Raw genomic sequence first — 18,879 nt, 5'->3', positions numbered from 1 at the left:
CACCAGCCGTCAGCCACGCGGTAGTCCGAGCGCCCGCTCTGCGATGACGTTACGCAAAACCTCGTTGGTGCCGCCCGCGATGGTGAATGCGCGGCCATAGAGGAACGCGTCCTGCCACCAACCGCCGTCATGCACATGCGGATCCGTGTCGATGCGGACGCCGTCATGGCCCTGCAGCTGCACCCCGTATTCGTGCAACGCCAGATTGATCTGACTGAACAGGATCTTCGACACCGGTGCGTCGGCGAAGTCGGCGCCACCGTGCAGCGCCCTGCTCTCGTTGTACGCCGCGACCAAAGAGTTGACGTGTACGTCTGCGACGAACCCCCCGATCGCCTGACGCACATCGCGGCGATCGAGTGCCGAGCCCGACTCGGCGCCCCCGTCGCCCGGCAGTGCCCCCGCCAGCCGCACCAACCGCTGCAGCGCACCGAACAGCGATGCGCCACTGCCCGCGCCCGCACGCTCGTGCATCAGGCTGGCCGTGGTCACCGCCCAGCCCTGGTCGACCTCGCCGATCACGTGCTCGGCCGGCACACGTACCCCGTCGAAGAACACCTCGTTGAAGTCCGAGGTGCCGGTGATCTCGCGCAGTGGCCGCACGGTCACTCCGGGCAATGACATGTCCAGAGCAAACGCGGTGATGCCCGCGTGTTTGGGTACATCCGGATTCGTACGGGCGAGCAGGTAGCCCCAGTCGGCGTGCTGCCCGTTGGTGGTCCACACCTTCTGTCCGTCGATGACGAAGTAGTCGCCATCACGGCGCGCGCGGGTGCGCAGACTCGCCAGGTCGCTGCCGGCGTCGGGCTCGCTGAACAACTGGCACCAGATGTGCTCACCGGACCGGATGCGGGGCAGGAAGTAATCCTTTTGCGAAGTGGAACCGTGGGTGATAATCGCGGCGGCCGCCAGCATTCCGCCGCCCACCGGACCTGGGGCGTTGACCCGAATCAGCTCATCGATCACCACCGATTCGTGCAACGGATGCGGGTCCGGCAGTCCCCCGTACTCGACCGGCCAGTGCACCCCCAGCAGTTGTTCGGAGAACAGCCGCTCGGTCCACTCCCGCAGCTTTGGGATGTCGTGGGCCTCCGGGGCCCGGACGCCGGTGCGACCATGTCGCGGCGGTTCGTACTGCGCCGCCAAGGCACGCACCCGCTCGCGCAACGAGTCGAGTTGCGTGTCCTCCTCGAGATGCATTCAACCCCTCCCCGTCGAATGGCCGAACCAGCAATCGAGCTTAATCAGTATCCTGTATCTTTGGGAAGGCTTTTCCCGATCGGATCCCTTCGGCACTGCGTAATGCAAAGGAGCCGCCGTGAACTTCGACCTCACCGACGAGCAACGGGGGCTGGTCGACGTCACCCGCGAGCTGTTGGACCGGCACTCGTCGGTGACCGCGTCTCGCGCGCTCATCGACGGGGCGGCGGGATACGACGAGCAGCTGTGGCGCAAGGGAGTCGAACTGGGGTGGCCCGCATTGGCCATTCCCGAGGCGGACGGCGGATTGGGCCAGCAGTCCATTGAATTGACGCTCGTGGCAATAGAACTCGGCCGCGGCCTGGCGTCCACACCCTTTCTGCCGACCGTCGTGGTGGCTGACGCACTCACCCGCTCGACGGCGGCCGGCCGCTCTGAGCTCTTGTCGGCGCTGGCTTCGGGAGCTCAAACGGCGTCGTGGGCCTTCGCCGAAGTGGGACGACCGTGGTCGACGGCCGGTATTCAGACCACCGCGACCCGGGACGGCTCCGGGTACGTCATCACCGGCGCCAAGGCCTCGGTGCAGGACGCCGATTCGGCGGCGACGCTTCTGGTCGACGCCATGCTCGACGGACGCCCGGCGCGTTTCCTGGTCCCCGCTGACGCGACCGGTGTGAAGATCGAGCGCCAGCACACGCTCGACGTTACGCGCCGCTACTGCGACGTCGTGCTGGACGGGGCGATGGTTGACGGCTCCGCGCTGTGCGCCGAGGGCGCGGACGCCGAGAAATCCATCGCCCGCTCCGGCGAGCTGGCCGCGGTCCTCACCTGCGCCGAACTGGTCGGCATCGGTGAGCGGCTGCTCGACCTCACCGTGGCCTACGTGAAGGAACGCGTTCAGTTCGGCAAGCCGGTGGGCAGTTTCCAGGCGGTCAAGCACAAGTGCGCCGATATGCGGATCTGGGCCCAATCCAGCGCTGCGGCAACGTACTTCGCGGCCATGACGCTGGACAGCGAACACCACGACAGCGCCCATGCCGCCGGCGTGGCCAAGGCCTACGTGTCCGACGCGGTGAATCGGCTCGCCGGTGAAGCACTGCAACTACACGGCGGCATCGGCTTCACCTGGGAGCATGATTTGCACCTGCTTCTGCGGCGGGCCCGCGTTGGCGCAGCGCTTTACGGCGACGCCGACCACCACCGCGAGCAACTGTGCCGGGCGCAGGTGCTCGCCTCCACCTGATACGCGCTCAGCTCTCCCAACTCAGCTGTAGCAGCGGTGCGGACCCGCGCCGAACGAGATGTGCCGGGTGATACCGCGGCCAGGTCGACCTCGCGGGCGTTCGGGACAATCGTCTCGTCGCGACCGGCGGCGGCCGGCGGGAACGAGGCCATGTCGCCGTCCTTGACCGGGAGCCGTGAAAGTCCATGTCCTGCATGGCCTTTCGTGCGGTCTGCACGATCGGATAGACCCGGGTGGGCGGATGCCGCGACCAGGATTCATTGCCGACGACGTCAGGTGACAGCGGTGCCGACCAGCAGGCCGACGAGGTAGGTCGCCGCGATGGCCACCGCGCCGAACGCCAGTTGACGCAACGACGCGAACCAGACCGGGCGCCGAGTGAAACGCGCCGCCACACCGCCCGCAATCATCAGGCCGAGGCCACCGCACGCCAGCCCCGCCCAGAGCGATTCGAATCCGAGCAGATACGGGATCAGCGGGACGATCGCACCGATGGTGAACATCACGAACGACGATCCCGCCGCGACCCACGCGGACGGCTTCTCCCGAGGGTCGACGCCCAGTTCCTGGACGAGGTGGAAGTTCAGTGCGCGGTTCTCGTCGCGGTGGACCTCGTCGCTGGCCTTGGTCGCGGTTTCGCGCGTCATTCCCATGTCCATCAACATCGCCACCAGCTCGGCCTTCTCAGCCTGCGGATACTTGCTGAAGGCTCGCCGCTCGACCAGGACCTCGGACTCGATCTGCTCGTTGGCGGTCGTCACCGACGTGTACTCCCCCAGCGCCATCGAGAATGCACCTGCCAACAGCCCCGCCACACCACTGATCACCACGGTGTGCGCGCTGGCCGCTGCGGCGACACCCGCGATGAGGGCGGTGTTGCTGACGAGACCGTCCATCGCCCCGAACGTCGCCGCGCGCAGCCAGCCGCCGGTCACATCGGAGTGACGGTGTGTCGACGTGTGCGGCACTCCGGTCGGGGCGGACATGCCCACGATCTAACGCCAAAGGTTTCGCCTGGTCTAGCCAGGTTTGGCTATGTTTGCCCCATCACGGTTTCGGGGGCGGCCGAAAGGGCTACCGTCGAATCATGACCACCACCGCGGAACATCTGCGCAATACCCTCGACGGCCGCTGGCGCGATGTTAAGAACCGGATGCGAGAGGAACTCTCCAGCGAGGTCTTCAAGCCGCACTACACACCGAACACCGTCATCGCCCGCACCAAGGTGGCCGAACAGCTGAAGATCATGGCCGCCCACGGTGCGGCCGAGGACGGGTTCAAGAAGGAACACGGCGGTAACGGCGATGTCGGCGCGGCCGTGACCCAGATCGAGATGCTCGCCATGTCGGACCTGTCGCTGATGGTCAAGGCGGGCGTGCAGTGGGGTCTGTTCGGCGGGGCCATCGAGAACCTCGGCACCGAACGCCACCACGAGGCGTACGTGCAGAAGATCATCGACCTGGAGCTGCTCGGGTGCTTCGCGATGACCGAGACCGGTCACGGCAGTGATGTGCAGTCGCTGGAGACCACCGCGACATACGATCCCGCGACGCAGGAGTTCGTGATCGACTCCCCCACCCGCACCTCACGCAAGGACTACATCGGCGGTGCCGCCGAAACCGCCAGGGTGGCAGCGGTTTTCGCGCAGTTGATCACACCCGACGGCGTCGGGCACGGGGTGCACTGTTTCGTCGTGCCGATCCGCGACGACGAGGGTAACGATCTGCCGGGCGTCACGACCAGCGACTGTCACTACAAGGGCGGGCTGCCCGGAGTGGACAACGGCCGTATCCAGTTCGACCACGTCCGCATCCCGCGCGAGAACCTGCTCAACAAATACGCCGACGTCGCCGCGGACGGCACGTACTCCTCACCGATCGAGAACCCCAACCGGCGGTTCTTCACCATGCTCGGAACGCTGATCCGCGGCCGGGTGACAGTCGGCGGCAGCGCCGGGGCCGCCGCCCGGGTCGCGCTCGACATCGCGACCCGATACGCGTTGCAGCGCAGGCAGTTCGAAGACCCCGACGGCGGCGAGGTGCTGCTGATGGACTATCTCGTGCACCAGCGCCGGCTGTTCCCGCTGATCGCCCGGTCCTACGCACTGCAGTTCGCCCAGAACGAGCTCGTCGCCAAATGCCACGAGCTGCAGACCGCCGACGACCCCGACCCCGAGGAACAACGTGAGCTCGAGTCCCGCGCCGCGGGCCTGAAGGCCGCCAACACCTGGCATGCCACCCGCGCCATCCAGGAGGCCCGCGAAGCATGTGGCGGCGCAGGCTATCTAGCGGAGAACCGGCTGATCGCGCTCAAGGCCGACACCGACGTGTTCACCACCTTCGAGGGCGACAACCACGTGCTCTACCAACTGGTGGCCAAGGAGCTGCTGACCGCCTACGCGGACGACATCAAGAGCATGAGCCCGGTCGAATGGGTCAGGTTCGCGGCAAACTTCGCCGGCGAGCGTGTGCTCAAACGCACTGCAGCGCAGACGATCATGCAGACCATCCTGGACACCCGCGAGGACAACGAGGAGGAGGGCAGCCTCTTCAACCGCGGCACCCAGGTCAAGATGTTCGAGGACCGCGAGGAGTACATGGTCGCGTCAGTGGCGCGCCGGCTGCAGGGCAAGTCCAAGGAGATGAGCGCGTTCGACGCGTTCAACGCCGTCCAGGACCATGTGCTTCACGTCGCGCAGGCCCACATCGACCGCATCATCCTCGAGGCGTTCGTCGCCGGGATCGACGCCTGTGAGGACCGGCAGGCCCGCGAGGTCCTCGGCCTCGTGTGCGACCTGTACGCGCTGACGGTGATCGAGGAAGACAAGGCGTGGTTCGTCGAACACCGCTTCCTGTCCACCGAACGCGCCAAGGCCGTCACCCGCGGGATCAACGACCGTTGCCGTCGGCTGCGTCCGCACGCCCAGCTGCTCGTGGACGGGTTCGGCATTCCGGAGCAGTTGCGGTACGCCGAAATGCTGCACCCGGAGAACATCGTCAACACATAGTTCACACGCGTCCAACCCAGGACGACTGGAGCACTGCGCGCGGCGGCGTCATAGCGCCGGGCTCCAACCCGCCGATAACTACTTCGATCTGGCCGCGCAGCTGGCCACCAGGGCCACGACGGATCTGTACTGGCAGGTGCACGACCTCGTCGCCGCCGACTCGGGAACCTGCGCCGCGGACAACCTGTTCCGGGCCGATCGGCAACAATCCTGCTGGTAAGCCGTTCTCAGCCGGCTCGTTTGGCGGTGGCCTGCGGCAGCGGCATCGTCTCCCATGCCTCGAGGTCGGGTTCGAAGGCGTCGGCGACGGTCTGGGCGAATTCCTTGAGATGAGCGACGGCGGCGGCGATCGCAGTGCCGAGGATCCAGTGCGAGGTGCGTCGTATCAACATGTGTCCAGGCTCCGATGTCCGACTTGGAGATTTCTTGGACGCCGATATGGCCCCGATATGGCTCGGCCCCGCCACACGTAAGGGGGATCGTGTGACGGGGCCGAGTGGTCGTTGCGTTGTTACTCCTTTCCCTCCGAGGCTGGCGAGGCCGTCGGGGCGCGCTCCGCCGGCACCTCCTTCGGGGTAGGTGCTTCGACCTCAGCCGGGTTCGGCCGCGGGGTAGGCGCAGGCGCTTCGACCTCAGCCAGGTTCGGCTGCGCGGAGGGCGTGACGCTCTCCACCGCGTGTAGCGTCGGGCCATTCGCTGTGAATCCGCGCCCCGGTATCGCGATAAGCGATGGCCGGTGCACCTGGTGCAGCGGGTTAGAAGACTGGTTCCCGCTTGACCCGAAAATCGGGTTGTTGCTTTGCGCGTCGGCGACCGCCATCGGGGCGGTGAGGCCGAAGGAGCCAATTGCCAGGGCGCCGACGATGAGGCGCAGGACGAGGCGGTTGGTGCGGGCCGATCCGGTCATTATTTCTCCTTCGCGTGGCTGGTCGAGAGCGACTATGCCGATCCACGCGGGGCCTTCGTAATCTCCGGACAGCCAGATTCCTGCGCCGATTCGACCGGTTTTCCTATCGCTCAGGTAAGGAAGATCGCGGATGTCCCGGGGCGGTCGGAGCACCGCCACTCAGTCCTGGATAACTCCGCCAGGTGTCCTGTGGGGTAGCTGTATCTGGTTGTAACACTGGCTGACGCCCTGAAAAATTGCCCCTAAATTGCTCCCAGGAGAGGCGAAAAAACATGGTCAGGGCTATTCCGTGGGCAACAAGGGCCCTTGTCGCCGGGCTCTTCGCGCTGAGCTCGGTCGGCTTTGCGGGCGTGGCTGCGGCCGCACCGAACTGCTGGGGTCAGGTACCGAGCGGGTCGGCACATCAACCCTTCTCGAACGGCACTGCCGGCAACGCCGGTTGTGGTGATACCGATGACACCAGCAAGACGAGCATGGCCGACATCGGCTCAGACGGCTCATGGCCGGGCACCAGCGCCGCATTCGCGGTCTCACCGTGGACGAAGGTCCACCACTAGAGATTCTTGCTCCCCCGGCTGGACTCGAATTAGCCTCCTAGGCAAATCTCCCATCGCTGGCACTGACTAGTTTTCTAGCCTTTACCTGCTACGACGCTGACTGTACGCTAGATGCAGCAATGGCCACAAGAGCGCGCAGATAGCACGCGGATGGTCACACAGATAGCACGAAATAGGTGGGCTGGAATGGCGGGTAAGCGGGGACGGCGAGGGTGGGGCTTCATTCGCCGCCTGCCATCTGGTCGCTACCAGGCGTCGTATGTCGGCCCCGACCTCGTACGCCACCGCGCCCCCAGAACCTACGAGCGCAAAACCGACGCTGAGAAGTGGCTTGCCGATGAGCGCTGGAGCGTCGAGCGCGAGCAGTGGACTCCCCCGGCACAGCGAGAGGCGGAAAAGCGCGCGCGGGGCGTCACCCTCGCCGAGTACGGGCCGACGTGGATCGAGAGCAGGACCAAAGGCGGCAGGCCGTTGAAGCCGCGCACCACGTCCCACTACCGGCACCTTTTCAATGAACACATCAAGGATTCATTGGGCAAGCTCGCGTTACGGGACATCACCCCGGCGGCGGTACGCGATTGGCACGGCCGAACGCTCGTCGGGAAGCCGACCATGCGGGCGCACTGCTACGGCTTGCTGCACTCCATGTTGGCCAGTGCCGTGGCCGACGAACTCATTCCGGTCAACCCGGCGACGATCAAGGGTGCGGCCAAGGCCGCGCGAAAGCGCGAGCCGGTAATCCTGGACGTAGCCGAGGTCTCAGCGCTGGCCGATGCCATCGAGCCGGAGCGGTTCAAAGCATGGGTCTTGCTCGCGGCGTGGTGCGGACCGCGCTGGGGCGAAAGCACCGAGCTTCGCCGCCGTGATGTCGCCAGGGATTGCTCCGAAATCACTATCACCCGCGCCGTCATTCATCGCGACAAGGCTTGCGTGATCGACACGCCCAAATCGGGCGAGGGTCGCAAGGTGGTTGTGCCGCCGCATGTGCGCCCAGTCCTGAAGCGTCACCTTAAGGATCACGTTGACGATGATCCCGACGCGCTGCTGTTCCCCCCCGCGCGGGGCGGTTGTCACTTGCGCGACAAAGTGTTTCGCGAAACGTATTTTGATCCGGCTCTCGCCAAGATCGGCCGCGACGGAAAAGACAAGCCGCGCCCCACGATTCACGACCTGCGGCACTTCGCTGGCACGGCGACGGCTCGGGTCGGGAACCTGGTCGAAACGATGGGCCGACTGGGGCACAAAACTGTCGAGGCGTCCCTGATCTATCAGAGCATCGCGGACGGTCGGGATGCCGAGGTGGCCGACGCCCTGTCGAAGCTTGCTGAGATTTAGGTCACAAGTCTCGCGCATTTCCGCAGGTCGCGTATCGCGATGTAGGCGCCGAAACATACACGCCTGCAAGGGATCTCGTTTGATGTGGCTGACATGGCCCCATTGGTTAGGTATAGTCGGCTTGTGAGCAACCAAGCTCACAACTGACGCCCTGCAGGCTCTTTTCTCTTTCCGGCATAGCGCGTCTAGATGTTGTTCGCGGTTGGCAGGCCACGAACAAAGTGACTCCGATACAGGGTCGGGGTCGTATCTAGCATGCTCGGAAAGGAGCCACCAATGGAACCTGCGCTACCCGTACGGCCGACGGTCAACCAGACCGCTGAATACTTGAATTGCTCACCCACGCATGTGCGTCGGCTCATCACGGAAGGGAAGCTGGAGGCTTCGCGCATCGGCAAGCGTGCCATCCGACTTAGTCGAGCCTCTGTCCTCGCACTGGTGGGGGCGGCATGAACGACGTCCTCCGTCTCCCCGTCAACCCCGTCAACCCCGTCAGCCCCTACCCCGACGACCCATACCCGACCGCGGCACGGTTACGGCAGGACGGCCTGCTGAAGGGATGGACGGAGCGCGACGGCACCTACTACCAATGGACGGACCGCGCCTACGAGCGTCGGACACAGAAGCAGCTGCGTAACTATCTGGGCGGCCTGCTGGCCGACGAGAGCATCACCGGAGGGGTTAAGTGGAAGCCGAATCGCGCCAAACTTTCCAACGTGATTGATGCGATCAAGCTCGACGACATCCCCGATCCTGACCGCCATTTGCTGGCGCTGGAGAATGGTCTCTACGACGTGGCGACGGATACGCTGACCGCATCGACGCCGGATCTGTTCGTCACCAATTACTTGCCCTACCGATTCGACCCAGACGCTGAATGTCCGGAGTGGGACCGATTTCTAGAGTCGATCTGGCCCGATGACTCGGAAGCCGTTGCGCTGCTGCAGGAATGGTTCGGCTACCTCGTGTCCGGATCTACTGCGCACCAAAAGGCGCTGTTGATGATCGGCCCCAAGCGATCCGGCAAGGGGACGATTATGCGGATTGCCGAGTCCCTTCTAGGACAAGAGAATACGGGCGCCATCAGGATGTCTAACCTGACGTCATGGTTTGGAACTCAAACCCTGTTAGGAAAGTCATTAGCGATCATCGGGGATCTTCGCATCGACGGCCGATTGCGCGCCGCTGCCGTTGAAACCCTGCTCTCGATCACCGGCGAGGATCTGATCAACGTCCAGCTCAAAGGAATGGGGAACGAGCCGTTAGACGTGCGGTTACGGTGCCGAATCATGGCCGCTACAAACGCGCCACCTATATTTCGTGACGTGTCTGGCGTGCTGCCGACTCGGTTCCTGTACCTGGTGTTTGCCAAGTCTTTTTACGGCAGTGAGGACATCGACCTATCGGCGCGGCTGGCGACAGAGCTACCCGGCATTCTGAACTGGGCGATGGAAGGCTGGCGCTCACTAGAGGCGTGCGGCTGGACGACGCCACGGTCCTCTAGTGAGGTCGCCGCCACTGCCGAATCAGACGCCAGCGCCGTGGGGCAATTTCTCAGCGAGTGCTGTGAGAAGACGGGCTCCATTCCCACGCAGGCACTTTTCGCCCGCTGGCAGGGGTGGGCGAAAGCTCGTGGTTTTCCATCCGGCGACACCAGCGCGTTCGGATCTGAACTCAAAAGCCAGTGGCCCCACGTGCAAAAGACGCAACGCCGAGTGAGCGGGAAGCGCTGCAGTGTCTATGTCGGGGTTGACGCCGTTGACGGGGTGACGGGGTGAAGATCGGCATTATATACCGAGTGGCGTCCCTATTACGCGTATTCCTGACGCTTGCTCTTGATATAATTGAAATGGAAACGGAATGGTAGGCCGTCCACAGATTTGGCATCCTTTCGAGCGGGTTAATCTTTTACTCTACCGCTGGGCCGAGGACGGCCGGATCGCCGACATATGGCGCAATATTCTACCCGATTCGCACCGATTATTCAGCGTCTATTCTCGCGCTGACATACTGGCGTTGGAATGGTTGGGGAAGCCGCCACGTAGTGATTGCCAATGGTGTGGTACTCGCAAGCGAGTCGGTGTCGACCAGTTTGGCGACGACATATTCGCCGGGCCCATCAAAGGGGGCGGACCGCGCTTCGCGGTGGTGCACCTCGACGGCAATAATTGTGCACGCAACAATCTGAAGTATGCAGCCGACGCGGCCGCCGAGAAATTGCATTCCCTCAGGCACGTGGAATGGGCGATGCGCGATCCCCTCCAGCGCACAACGATCCCCACCGCATACGTCGAATCCCCATGCCGGGAGCGAGAGCGCTCACGTCGCCATGTCGGCGACGATGACGACTGGGGTCCGACCGATGAGTTTATTCCGCTCTTGGGGATAAACGATAGGCCGGAAACGAAAGCCTTCGCGATCGTTCCGCCCATCTGAACCCCACTATTTTTTTGCCAGAACTATCTGTGCCCAGACCCAAAATTTGGAGAACATCAATTGAACGAATGCCGCAATGGCCACGTTATTCGAGGCCCGCTTGATTTGTTGCCGGATGGCGATTGCCGGGAATGTGATCGCGATTATGGTCGCCGGTATCGCGCGAAAAGGCGCAAGGCGATCCAATTGCTCCGCCTGCTGGAATCACGCGGAGTGAATTACGACGACGTCGAACGTCTGGCTGATGAAATCGCGGCAGCCCAGCAGTGGGCCGAGACTATCGCGCCGGAACGATTGAATGGTGCATTGGCCATTTTTGCCGGCGCCGATGTTGATGCAATTCGGCGCTTTCGTGAAAATGACCCGAAGGGATTCCGGAAAATGTGCCTCATTGCCGCAATGCGCGAGGAAACTGCCGGAAATACGGCGCTCGCCGACCAGCTCATCAGCCTATTCAGGTCGGCCGCCGCATGACCCAGCGCGGAAGGCGGTTTCGCGAATCGCAGCGAATATCGCGGGAGAAGACCGTGAAAGTGGACGTCGATTCTCCCCCGGCTGAATATATTGCCGAAATTCATCGGCGCATCGAGATCGCAACGCGAATGTTTTGGAGCGGCCGAATGGACGGCGAACAATACAAACTGGCTCTCGCCGGGTGTTATTTACGCTTGGAAGGCGTCGAGCGGCCGACATACGCGGAGGCCAGGGAGCGATTGGCAGCAATTGAGGCGGCCATATTAGGGAATGGCGAATAACGAATTATGAGTATCAAAATCAATTCCGACCAGGGAGCGCCAACCTACGTAGCCCTGCGGCGAGACAATGGCGTGACCATTCATCAAGGAAAAAGCCATATCATGCTCGCCCCCGACGAGCTTTCTGCGGTGTTGGACGCCATTTACACGATTACCGGCCAGAGCGACCCACGTGGGTCAGAGAAGACGACGACGAATGGCAACAACTGACAAATTCACCCCGTGGAAGTTCCGCCAATCACTGCGCGGAATGAAACTGACCGGCACTCAATACCGAGTGGCCGTCGAGTTGGCAGAGCACGCAAAGATCGGCAAGCCAGCAGTGTGGCCGTCCATTGCCACGTTGGCGCGCCACTGCGCCGTTACCACTCGCGCGGTGGAAATGGCGCTACGAGACCTTACCGAACTGGGCATCATCGCCAAGGGTAAGGGCAACTCGACGAGGATTCTGGTCATACAACCTCCGAACCACAGTTCGGACAAAATCGAACGAGCCACACCTCCGAACCACAGTTCGGTCACCTCCGAACCACAGTTCGGTCATACTCCGAACCACAGTTCGGACGAATACCTTAAGTATGAAAATGAAGGGACCAACGACGCCGAAGAGCAGTCGGTTGTTCACCTCGATTGTGAGATTGAGTCATCCCACCAAGGGTGTCCCAAGTGCCATTGCCTTCCAGAAGAGAGTCATACCGACGATTGTCCGAACAACCCTTGGACACCTGTGGTGAAGCCTTGACCCAGTGGTTGGCCCGCGCGCTTGCGCGCGCAGCCGTAGGCCAGGCGTCGAGTGTGTGTGAGCGCCAGCGAGCGCGCCGCGTGGCGCGGGTGGGATTCCGTCTTCGGCGTCGTGTGCGTCGCGTTGGCAAGGTGGCGGGTTGGTATTGATAACTGTTCGACGAATTTCTTTTATCAGATATTTCTAATACGTACGCGCGCGAGAAAAGCGCGCGAAAGGGGAACAATTGCGAAATTCGCAATTCGGCCGCCAATTAACCGCGACCCGCAGTGGCGATAAGTGGTTGTTGCTGATTGATGGCAAAGCTCACATGTTGACGGACGCCGAGGCTCTAGACCTCGCCGCCGCGATCACCGGCCGACCGACGATCCAGCGATACCCCATGGGGGGTAAGCCGTGACGACGATCCACGCGACGGTTGGCGAACCGTACGAAATCGAGCCGACCGGCACCGGCCTCATCCGCCTTAGTCGTCAACTTGGCACCCGCGAGGTACACCTCGTTTTCGGAGTCGCCGACGCCCTGGCGGTGGCCGACGCTCTAGTGGATGCCGCCGAAAGGCTCTAATCGAAAGAACACAGAGCCAAGTTTTCGCGCTCCGAGGGTCAATACCCCTAGGCGCGTCCTTCATCGCTCAGATTACTAACGAAAATCCCCTAACGTCCGTCCGCAGCCCCAGGGGGTCTCCATGCCTCCGCCTTTTCGGGGCGGACCAGTCCGCGTGAACGTGCTGCCCCCCATGGGGGCTTCACGCGGACGACGAGCCGCACCAGGCTGCAGCGGCTCGTCACCAAACCTGCTCACGAGGCTCCTTCCGCCCGTGAGTTGGTGAGGCGAAAACTACCTTTCCCCGCCTCACCGACGCCGCCCGCTCGAAGTCTTCGGACCGCTTGTTGCTGCCCTGTGAGGCGCACGCGGAACGGGCGGGCGGCGTCGTCAATAACTTCCCATTTCACGAAAGTAGTTGATTCACTGTGGCTTCCGTAAGCATCGACGTACGCGCGCGCGTAGTGCGTCGCGACCTGGACCGCGCCACGACTGATGTCAATCGCTGGGCGCAGAACGCGGGACAGGATGCTGGGCGCTCGTTCGGCGACCAGTTCGGCAGGGGTATCCAGCGTTCAGCGCCACGGGTGCAGGCCGCGCTCATTGGCGTCCAGGGTGCCGCCGAGAAACTGCGGATCGAGCAGGACAAGCTCGCCGATGCGATGCGCGGCAATGATTTTGACAAGGTTGCCGAGGCGTCAAACCGGGTCACCAGGGCGTACGAGCAACACGACCGTGCAACACGAAAACTCCACGCTGCCTACGACGGCCTCGGCCGGGATTCCAACACCGCGTCACGTGCCGCATCAAGCCTCACGACGAGCGTGAGCGAGATGGGGGGCGCGTTCACCCGCGCGGCCAGTCCCCTCGCCATCGGTGCTCTCGTCGCCGGTATCGGTCAACTCGTCGGCGTGGCCGCCGCTGCCTCCGGTGCGATTGGAGTACTTCCCGCTGTTCTCGGCTCTGCGGGAGCAGCGTTCGGCACCTTAAAGCTCGCGACCGTCGGATTCAGCGATGCGCTCGAAAACCTAAACGATCCTGAGAAGTTCGCCGAAGCGTTACGGCAAATGTCGCCACAGGCACAGCAGGCGGCGTTGTCCATCAAGGGCCTTCTGTCAGCCTTCACGGGACTGAAGAACGCGACGCAAGACGCACTCTTCGCGGGCGTCGGCCCGCAGCTGACGAAGACTGTAAATGCCCTTCTCCCAACGATTCAGCAGGCGACCACCGGCATCGCTTCGAGCTTCAATGAGATGTTCGAGGCGGCCACAAACCAACTGATGCAGCCTGATACGGCGTCGGCGTTGAACAGCATCGTCGCGAACATGACTCGTGCTTTCGAGCAGCTTGCGCCCGCTGCCGCACCGTTCACGAAGGCAATCACCGACATCGTTTCGGTGGGGTCGCAGTTCCTTCCGCAGATGGCGCAGGGTGCCACCGAAGCGGCAAAGGCGTTCTCCCAATTCATCACTGAAGCAAGCCAATCCGGCCAGCTTAAAGAGTGGATGGCAACGGGCCTCGACATTCTCAAGCAGATGGGACCGCTGGCACTGGACGCCGCCAAGAGCTTCCTCGCCATGGCCGAAATTGGGGAGCGGGTGATGCCCTTGATCGCAGACACCATGCACGTCGTCGCCGAGATCCTGCCACCGATAGCGACCGGCACGGCTGCCCTTAGCCCGCTGTTTAAGACGTGGGAGGTGTCCGTCAAGGCTGTCGGTACCGCCGTCGATCTGCTCGGTACAGGATTCACCGCTGTCGCGGGAATTGTCGAAACCGTTGCGAATTCGGTCATCTCGGTTGTGAACCGCATGGGTACGGCGATCAGTGGCGCGCTCGACCCGATACGCTCCCTGGCGTCGATCGCGGGTATCAATATCCCGGTATTCACCGGCGTCGACCCGCTGAACTTGTCTGGGGGTCAGAGCGTGACCCTAGGCGGCATCGCGGGCGGTTCGGCGGCGATCAACCGGACAAGCCGTGCACCGGCCGCAGTGACGCCCGTGCCCATGCCGGGACTGCCCAACGGTATCGGCTCCGCCTTCAATCCGACACAGTCGTGGTCGTCGCCTCGCCTGCCGGGCAACACCATGTCGAGCTTCAGCGGTGGCGGTGGTGGCGGCGGTGGTTCTGCCGCAGACGATCTGCCGGTGCTTCCGTACGACGCCCGCGATCCCATGTCTCTATTGCAAGGGTATCCGGTCACATCGTCTCTATACAATGCTGCTGGCTCTCTGCTCGATGCGAGCCACCGCCGTGCGCAAGAGGAGGCTGACCTTAACGCGCTACTTGCCGACAACCTTGCGACGGCCAATCAAATCCAAGACGCACGTAACGATTTGGCGCGAGCCGAACGTGAAGAGCATGAGGCTGAGCTGCGGCTGCAGGAGGCTAAGGCCGCCGCGACCGAGAAAGCTACCAACCAAATCGCCGATCTCACAGGCGGTTTGGAAGCTCTGGGCGCAGGCCTCGACGCGGATCTGGGGCTCTCAAAGGGTTTGGCCGGCTTGGCCGACAACTTGGTCAGGTTCCTCGGCGCAATCGCTACCGCACCGCTACAAGCACAATTACAACGACAGATCGCGGCCAACCCCAATGAGGGTTCCGGCATTGTCGGAATCCTCGCCGCCCAGGGCGCATTCGGCCCGCGCTGGACTCCGCAGGCCATCGCCGCGACACAGGCACAGGGCGGGTTTACTGGTGCGACCCCTCAAGGTACGTACGCATCTGCCGCCAACCCCAACGCCATTGCCATGATGAACCTTGCCATGCAGTCAGACGGTGGCCGATACGCCCCCGCCTCTGATCTTGTCAACGGCCTCGCTGATTGCTCCGGCGCTGTCTCTGATCTTGTCGAGATGCTCACCACGGGCACGACAACAGCGGGAAGGCTGTTCACCACTCACAACGCGGGCCAAGTGCTGCAAAGCATGGGCGCGACACCCGGCTACGTCCCCGGCAACCTGAACATCGGGATCAACCCGGCGCACATGGCAGCGACGCTGCCCAACGGCGTTAATTTCGAGTCAGGCGGTAGCGGAGGTGGGCCGCGCTATGGCGGCAGCGCAGCCGGTGCGCTAGATCCACAATTCGTCGAACATTGGTCGCTGCCAACCGGATACGGTGGTGCGTCCACCTGGCCAAGTGGTCCCGGCGCACTGCCCAATATCGTTGGCGGCGCTGGCGAATCGCCTATCCTCGGCGCATCTGGCCCTGGTATCGGCGGCGCTGCGGGATACCAACCCACGGTCCAGCCACAAGCTCCGCAGGGCTGGTCCCCAGGATCAAAGTCTGGTGGCGGTGGCGGATTGGCGGGTATGGCGGCAACGGCTGCCGCGTCGGCATTCCCCGGCGCGGGTGCGGCTGCCCAAATTGCCTCGCAACTCATCTCTAGAACCATCGCCTTTGGTGGTGAACAGGTCGGGAACCTGGTCGCTGGCGCACAGGACTTTTGGAGCGTCAGCGATCCTGACGGTGGGCCTGGAGCATCGATCGGCGACTCGTGGCTAGGACGTCTGGCAGGCTCTATCGCTTCTGCGACACCGCAATTGCCGAGCACCGCTGGAGGAGCCGACAAGGCGACCGAGCAGGGCAAGCAGCAGCAGGCTGCGCAGCAGGGCATGGACGCGGTGCACGCACGGCAGGGACGACCAGCTGGCGTCTACATCGACCAGTTCATTCAGAGTCCCGACCGGCAAGGCGTACAACACACCGCCAACGACCTGCTGGCGGCGACTTATCAGGCGGGGATGCGATGATCCGGCGACCCTGTTTGACGGCGGGCTGTCCGAACATGGCTAGCCCCGGTGGTTCTCGCTGCCGGGGTTGCCATCGGGCACGACGGCGGGCGACCTACGACAGTGCCGCGTGGCGGTCACTACCCTCGCCACGCGGCAGGGCGTGCACTCTGCGCATCAAGTGCGACGGCGCACCGGCCACGTCTTGGCATCACGTGACGCCACTTGCCAAGGGCGGCGGGCACGAGCGGGCCAACCTCGTACCGGCCTGCATCGCGTGCAACTCCAGCAAACGCGACCGCCTGTAGTGGCATGCATCTTTACGCATAGTCATTCACTCCGACTGATCGGCCATCGTCGCTGGTCAGTCGGCATGATGCGATATCGCAGTGCATAGCCGCAGGTCAAAGGTGTAAAAAGTCTGCAGCTATTCGCCCTGCTCGACGCCCGGCCCGCCCTTTTCATTTATAGCCAAGCACATATTTATGCACTCCTACCTGCATAAACGCGCTCTCAGCGAACGGTTTTAAGCCGCAAAACCGCAGGTCGCAAATGCAGCCGAACCCCTCTGAAGGGCTATTCCATGACATCTAGTCGCGATGAAATCGAAGACGCGATCTTGTCCGCGATAGCGGAGGACGCCGAGCTTCGGCGTCAGCTTGAAGCGATCCCCGACAAGGTAGCCGACACCGTTACCGCGCTCGTGCCTGTCGACACGGGCACCGCCAAGGCCAGCATCGAAGTCAAGGCCCGCCGTTCGCCGTACAAGCGGCTGAGCACCCGCCGCATAAAGATTGGTGAGGTCTACAGCGACGACGACCCGGCCAAGATCAACACCTTGGAATACGGCCGGTCGGAGTCCGACGACAACGGCGGCACCCCTGAGTTCGCCATGTTCCGTAAGGCCGCTGCCGTCTGGAATGGGGCCGACCTCTAGTGGCCGTTGGCGGTAACGCCCGAGTCAGGTTTGAAGACACCACCGAACCGCCGTGGTACCGCTGGCGGATAAGCGACCCCGCCGAGCGCTGCATTCGATTTATCTCGCAATATTGCAGAAGCCCGAAGGGCACCGGCCACGGTAAGCCGCTCAAGTTGGCCGAGTTCCAAAAGCAATGGATACGCGACACGCTCGCGCCTGGTGTGCGCCAGTCGGTGATGATCGCGCCTCGCGGTACCGGCAAATCTACCTTGCTCGCCGCATTCGCCTGCTGGGCAACGTTTGACCGGCACCCAACTGGTCAGCCCTTGGTGTACATCATGGCAACGACGGTGCAGCAAGCGTGTGACTCCGTCTATGACGTGTTGGTCAAGATGATTGCCGCCGAACCTGAGTTGTCTCGCCGGTCCATCGTCAAGACTGCGGTGTCTAGCGCCAAGGTGGTCGTGGGTTACAACGACGCCGAGTGTCGGCCAGTAGCCAATGACTTCGGGGCGTTGCAGGGTAAGGACCCCACGCTGTTTGTCGTCGATGAACTAGCCGAACAACCCTTCTCGTCTTGGGCTGCGGCGGTGATGGCTTCTGGTAAGCGTGCGGTCAGTTGCGTGGTGGGTATCTCGACGCCGGGTTTCGAGCAGTCGGAGAAGTCGGCCCTGTGGTATCTGCGTGAAAGGTACCTCGACGGCGATACTCCCAGAGGGTTTGTCCTTACCGAGTTCTCAGCGCCAGAGGGTGCCGACCACCACAACGAACAAGTGTGGATTGACGCAAACCCTGCTATCCGCGAGGGCTACCTAGACATCGAAGCAGTACGCGACGACTACAAGATGATGCCTGAAAGTTACTTCAGGACATACAGGTTAGCGCAGTTTGTTGAGGGCACCGAGTGTTGGCTCGGTGTAGACGGCCGCAAGGTTTGGCGCGCTCTCAAGAGCGATTACCGAATGCTCGACGGTGCCGATACGTGGGTCGGTGTTGATGTTGGTCTCAAGCGGGATTGCAGCGCGGTGGTCATCGGTCAGCGCACTCCAGACGGCACCCTGCACACCACGGCCAAAATCTGGAAACCCTCACCCGATCAGGCAATAGACGTGACCGCCATCATGGCCCATCTGCGCGGGCTACACCGCACTTACAACGTGGTGGCGGTTGCTTACGACCCGGCCTACTTCGATGTGCAGGCAACCGACCTCGCCGATGAAGGTCTGCCGATGGTTCAGCTGCCGCAGACACCAGAGCGGATGGTTCCGGCGTGCGGAGCTTTGTATGAGGCGATTATGCGCGGGGAGTTGTCCCACGACGGTGCAACCGATTACGAGCGCCACATTCTCAACGCCATGCCCGTCTTCACCGACAAGGGTTTCCGGCTTACCAAATCAAAGAGTCGCGGGCACATTGACGCCGCTATCGCATTAGCCCTCTGCCACGACCGCGCCCAGCATGCGCGGGCTCTGCCCAAACTTGTCTGTCTCTAGGA

20 protein-coding genes and 1 pseudogene are annotated in these 18,879 nt (G+C 62.9%); 16 read left to right on the top strand and 5 right to left on the bottom strand.

The features are described from left to right. Positions 1 to 9: 9 nt before the first annotated feature. Entirely contained in the window at positions 10 to 1,200 is a 1,191-nt protein-coding gene (locus G6N43_RS13910) for an acyl-CoA dehydrogenase family protein (protein WP_083155609.1), read from the bottom strand. Positions 1,201 to 1,318: 118 nt separating this feature from the next. Between G6N43_RS13910 and G6N43_RS13905 the strand changes: the two genes are divergently transcribed. Beyond that, positions 1,319 to 2,443, top strand: a complete 1,125-nt coding sequence (locus G6N43_RS13905) for an acyl-CoA dehydrogenase family protein (RefSeq protein ID WP_083155605.1) — start codon at positions 1,319 to 1,321, stop codon at positions 2,441 to 2,443. 30 nt (positions 2,444 to 2,473) lie between these two features. Here G6N43_RS13905 and G6N43_RS30945 read toward each other — a convergent pair. Both G6N43_RS30945 and G6N43_RS13895 read right to left on the bottom strand, forming a co-directional pair. Further along, positions 2,474 to 2,675, bottom strand: a pseudogene (locus G6N43_RS30945) (cytochrome P450); the annotation flags it as partial. Between the two features lie 40 nt (positions 2,676 to 2,715). Further along, on the bottom strand, positions 2,716 to 3,429 hold the full coding sequence (locus G6N43_RS13895; protein ID WP_083155602.1) for a VIT1/CCC1 transporter family protein: 714 nt from the start codon (positions 3,427 to 3,429) through the stop codon (positions 2,716 to 2,718). A 101-nt stretch (positions 3,430 to 3,530) separates the two neighbouring features. On the opposite strand from G6N43_RS13895, the gene G6N43_RS13890 reads away from it, so the two are divergent. Then, a complete protein-coding gene (locus tag G6N43_RS13890; RefSeq protein WP_083155600.1) occupies positions 3,531 to 5,450 on the top strand; it encodes an acyl-CoA dehydrogenase family protein in 1,920 nt (639 codons plus the stop codon). Positions 5,451 to 5,677: 227 nt separating this feature from the next. Here G6N43_RS13890 and G6N43_RS13885 read toward each other — a convergent pair whose 3' ends face one another. Next, positions 5,678 to 5,842 (bottom strand): thiazole synthase, encoded by a 165-nt coding sequence (locus G6N43_RS13885; protein ID WP_083155598.1) that lies wholly within the window; start codon positions 5,840 to 5,842, stop codon positions 5,678 to 5,680. Between the two features lie 119 nt (positions 5,843 to 5,961). Then, on the bottom strand, positions 5,962 to 6,357 hold the full coding sequence (locus G6N43_RS13880; RefSeq protein ID WP_083155595.1) for a hypothetical protein: 396 nt from the start codon (positions 6,355 to 6,357) through the stop codon (positions 5,962 to 5,964). Between the two features lie 272 nt (positions 6,358 to 6,629). Here G6N43_RS13880 and G6N43_RS13875 point away from each other — a divergent pair, with 272 nt between their 5' ends. The 14 genes from G6N43_RS13875 (at position 6,630) to G6N43_RS13810 (ending at position 18,877) form a co-directional block, all read left to right on the top strand. Beyond that, on the top strand, positions 6,630 to 6,914 hold the full coding sequence (locus G6N43_RS13875; protein WP_133056575.1) for a hypothetical protein: 285 nt from the start codon (positions 6,630 to 6,632) through the stop codon (positions 6,912 to 6,914). A gap of 186 nt (positions 6,915 to 7,100) precedes the next feature. Further along, a complete protein-coding gene (locus tag G6N43_RS13870) occupies positions 7,101 to 8,249 on the top strand; it encodes a tyrosine-type recombinase/integrase (RefSeq protein WP_083155588.1) in 1,149 nt (382 codons plus the stop codon). Between the two features lie 255 nt (positions 8,250 to 8,504). Next, on the top strand, positions 8,505 to 8,702 hold the full coding sequence (locus tag G6N43_RS31055; RefSeq protein ID WP_083155584.1) for a helix-turn-helix domain-containing protein: 198 nt from the start codon (positions 8,505 to 8,507) through the stop codon (positions 8,700 to 8,702). Next, entirely contained in the window at positions 8,699 to 10,027 is a 1,329-nt protein-coding gene (locus G6N43_RS13860) for a DNA primase family protein (protein ID WP_083155581.1), read from the top strand. Before G6N43_RS31055 ends, G6N43_RS13860 begins: the two co-directional genes overlap by 4 nt. Before the next feature lie 82 nt (positions 10,028 to 10,109). Continuing rightward, positions 10,110 to 10,685 carry a hypothetical protein gene (locus tag G6N43_RS13855; RefSeq protein ID WP_083155577.1) on the top strand — a complete coding sequence of 192 codons (576 nt, stop codon included), beginning with the start codon at positions 10,110 to 10,112 and terminating at the stop codon, positions 10,683 to 10,685. 60 nt (positions 10,686 to 10,745) lie between these two features. Continuing rightward, positions 10,746 to 11,159, top strand: a complete 414-nt coding sequence (locus G6N43_RS13850; protein ID WP_133056574.1) for a hypothetical protein — start codon at positions 10,746 to 10,748, stop codon at positions 11,157 to 11,159. Positions 11,160 to 11,212: 53 nt separating this feature from the next. Then, positions 11,213 to 11,440 (top strand): hypothetical protein, encoded by a 228-nt coding sequence (locus tag G6N43_RS13845; RefSeq protein ID WP_133056573.1) that lies wholly within the window; start codon positions 11,213 to 11,215, stop codon positions 11,438 to 11,440. 6 nt (positions 11,441 to 11,446) lie between these two features. Further along, positions 11,447 to 11,650: a hypothetical protein gene (locus G6N43_RS13840; protein WP_083155565.1), complete on the top strand. Its 204-nt coding sequence runs from the start codon at positions 11,447 to 11,449 to the stop codon at positions 11,648 to 11,650. Beyond that, positions 11,637 to 12,182, top strand: a complete 546-nt coding sequence (locus tag G6N43_RS13835; protein WP_133056572.1) for a helix-turn-helix domain-containing protein — start codon at positions 11,637 to 11,639, stop codon at positions 12,180 to 12,182. The genes G6N43_RS13840 and G6N43_RS13835 overlap by 14 nt, the downstream gene beginning before the upstream one ends. A 396-nt stretch (positions 12,183 to 12,578) precedes the next feature. After that, positions 12,579 to 12,749, top strand: coding sequence for a hypothetical protein (locus G6N43_RS13830; RefSeq protein WP_163658095.1), 171 nt, complete (start codon positions 12,579 to 12,581; stop codon positions 12,747 to 12,749). 443 nt (positions 12,750 to 13,192) lie between these two features. Further along, positions 13,193 to 16,486, top strand: coding sequence for a phage tail family protein (locus G6N43_RS13825; protein ID WP_083155562.1), 3,294 nt, complete (start codon positions 13,193 to 13,195; stop codon positions 16,484 to 16,486). Continuing rightward, positions 16,483 to 16,773, top strand: a complete 291-nt coding sequence (locus G6N43_RS31050) for an HNH endonuclease (protein ID WP_083155560.1) — start codon at positions 16,483 to 16,485, stop codon at positions 16,771 to 16,773. Before G6N43_RS13825 ends, G6N43_RS31050 begins: the two co-directional genes overlap by 4 nt. A 275-nt stretch (positions 16,774 to 17,048) precedes the next feature. Beyond that, positions 17,049 to 17,402 (top strand): hypothetical protein, encoded by a 354-nt coding sequence (locus G6N43_RS13815; RefSeq protein ID WP_083155554.1) that lies wholly within the window; start codon positions 17,049 to 17,051, stop codon positions 17,400 to 17,402. 155 nt (positions 17,403 to 17,557) lie between these two features. Further along, positions 17,558 to 18,877 carry a terminase TerL endonuclease subunit gene (locus tag G6N43_RS13810; protein ID WP_133056571.1) on the top strand — a complete coding sequence of 440 codons (1,320 nt, stop codon included), beginning with the start codon at positions 17,558 to 17,560 and terminating at the stop codon, positions 18,875 to 18,877. Positions 18,878 to 18,879: the final 2 nt, after the last annotated feature.

Origin of the sequence: Mycolicibacterium moriokaense (assembly GCF_010726085.1) — a bacterium.
Taxonomy (GTDB): domain Bacteria; phylum Actinomycetota; class Actinomycetes; order Mycobacteriales; family Mycobacteriaceae; genus Mycobacterium; species Mycobacterium moriokaense.
This window is presented reverse-complemented; position numbering and strand designations above follow the sequence as displayed.

Excerpts from the sequence above, each read along its gene's own strand:
- G6N43_RS13910 (WP_083155609.1), bottom strand. The coding sequence starts at position 1,200 with ATGCATCTCGAGGAGGACACGCAACTCGACTCGTTGCGCGAGCGGGTG.
- G6N43_RS13895 (WP_083155602.1), bottom strand. The coding sequence starts at position 3,429 with ATGTCCGCCCCGACCGGAGTGCCGCACACGTCGACACACCGTCACTCC.
- G6N43_RS13890 (WP_083155600.1), top strand. The coding sequence starts at position 3,531 with ATGACCACCACCGCGGAACATCTGCGCAATACCCTCGACGGCCGCTGG.
- G6N43_RS13885 (WP_083155598.1), bottom strand. The coding sequence starts at position 5,842 with ATGTTGATACGACGCACCTCGCACTGGATCCTCGGCACTGCGATCGCC.
- G6N43_RS13880 (WP_083155595.1), bottom strand. The coding sequence starts at position 6,357 with ATGACCGGATCGGCCCGCACCAACCGCCTCGTCCTGCGCCTCATCGTC.
- G6N43_RS13875 (WP_133056575.1), top strand. The coding sequence starts at position 6,630 with ATGGTCAGGGCTATTCCGTGGGCAACAAGGGCCCTTGTCGCCGGGCTC.
- G6N43_RS13870 (WP_083155588.1), top strand. The coding sequence starts at position 7,101 with ATGGCGGGTAAGCGGGGACGGCGAGGGTGGGGCTTCATTCGCCGCCTG.
- G6N43_RS31055 (WP_083155584.1), top strand. The coding sequence starts at position 8,505 with ATGCTCGGAAAGGAGCCACCAATGGAACCTGCGCTACCCGTACGGCCG.
- G6N43_RS13860 (WP_083155581.1), top strand. The coding sequence starts at position 8,699 with ATGAACGACGTCCTCCGTCTCCCCGTCAACCCCGTCAACCCCGTCAGC.
- G6N43_RS13855 (WP_083155577.1), top strand. The coding sequence starts at position 10,110 with ATGGTAGGCCGTCCACAGATTTGGCATCCTTTCGAGCGGGTTAATCTT.
- G6N43_RS13840 (WP_083155565.1), top strand. The coding sequence starts at position 11,447 with ATGAGTATCAAAATCAATTCCGACCAGGGAGCGCCAACCTACGTAGCC.
- G6N43_RS13835 (WP_133056572.1), top strand. The coding sequence starts at position 11,637 with ATGGCAACAACTGACAAATTCACCCCGTGGAAGTTCCGCCAATCACTG.
- G6N43_RS31050 (WP_083155560.1), top strand. The coding sequence starts at position 16,483 with ATGATCCGGCGACCCTGTTTGACGGCGGGCTGTCCGAACATGGCTAGC.
- G6N43_RS13815 (WP_083155554.1), top strand. The coding sequence starts at position 17,049 with ATGACATCTAGTCGCGATGAAATCGAAGACGCGATCTTGTCCGCGATA.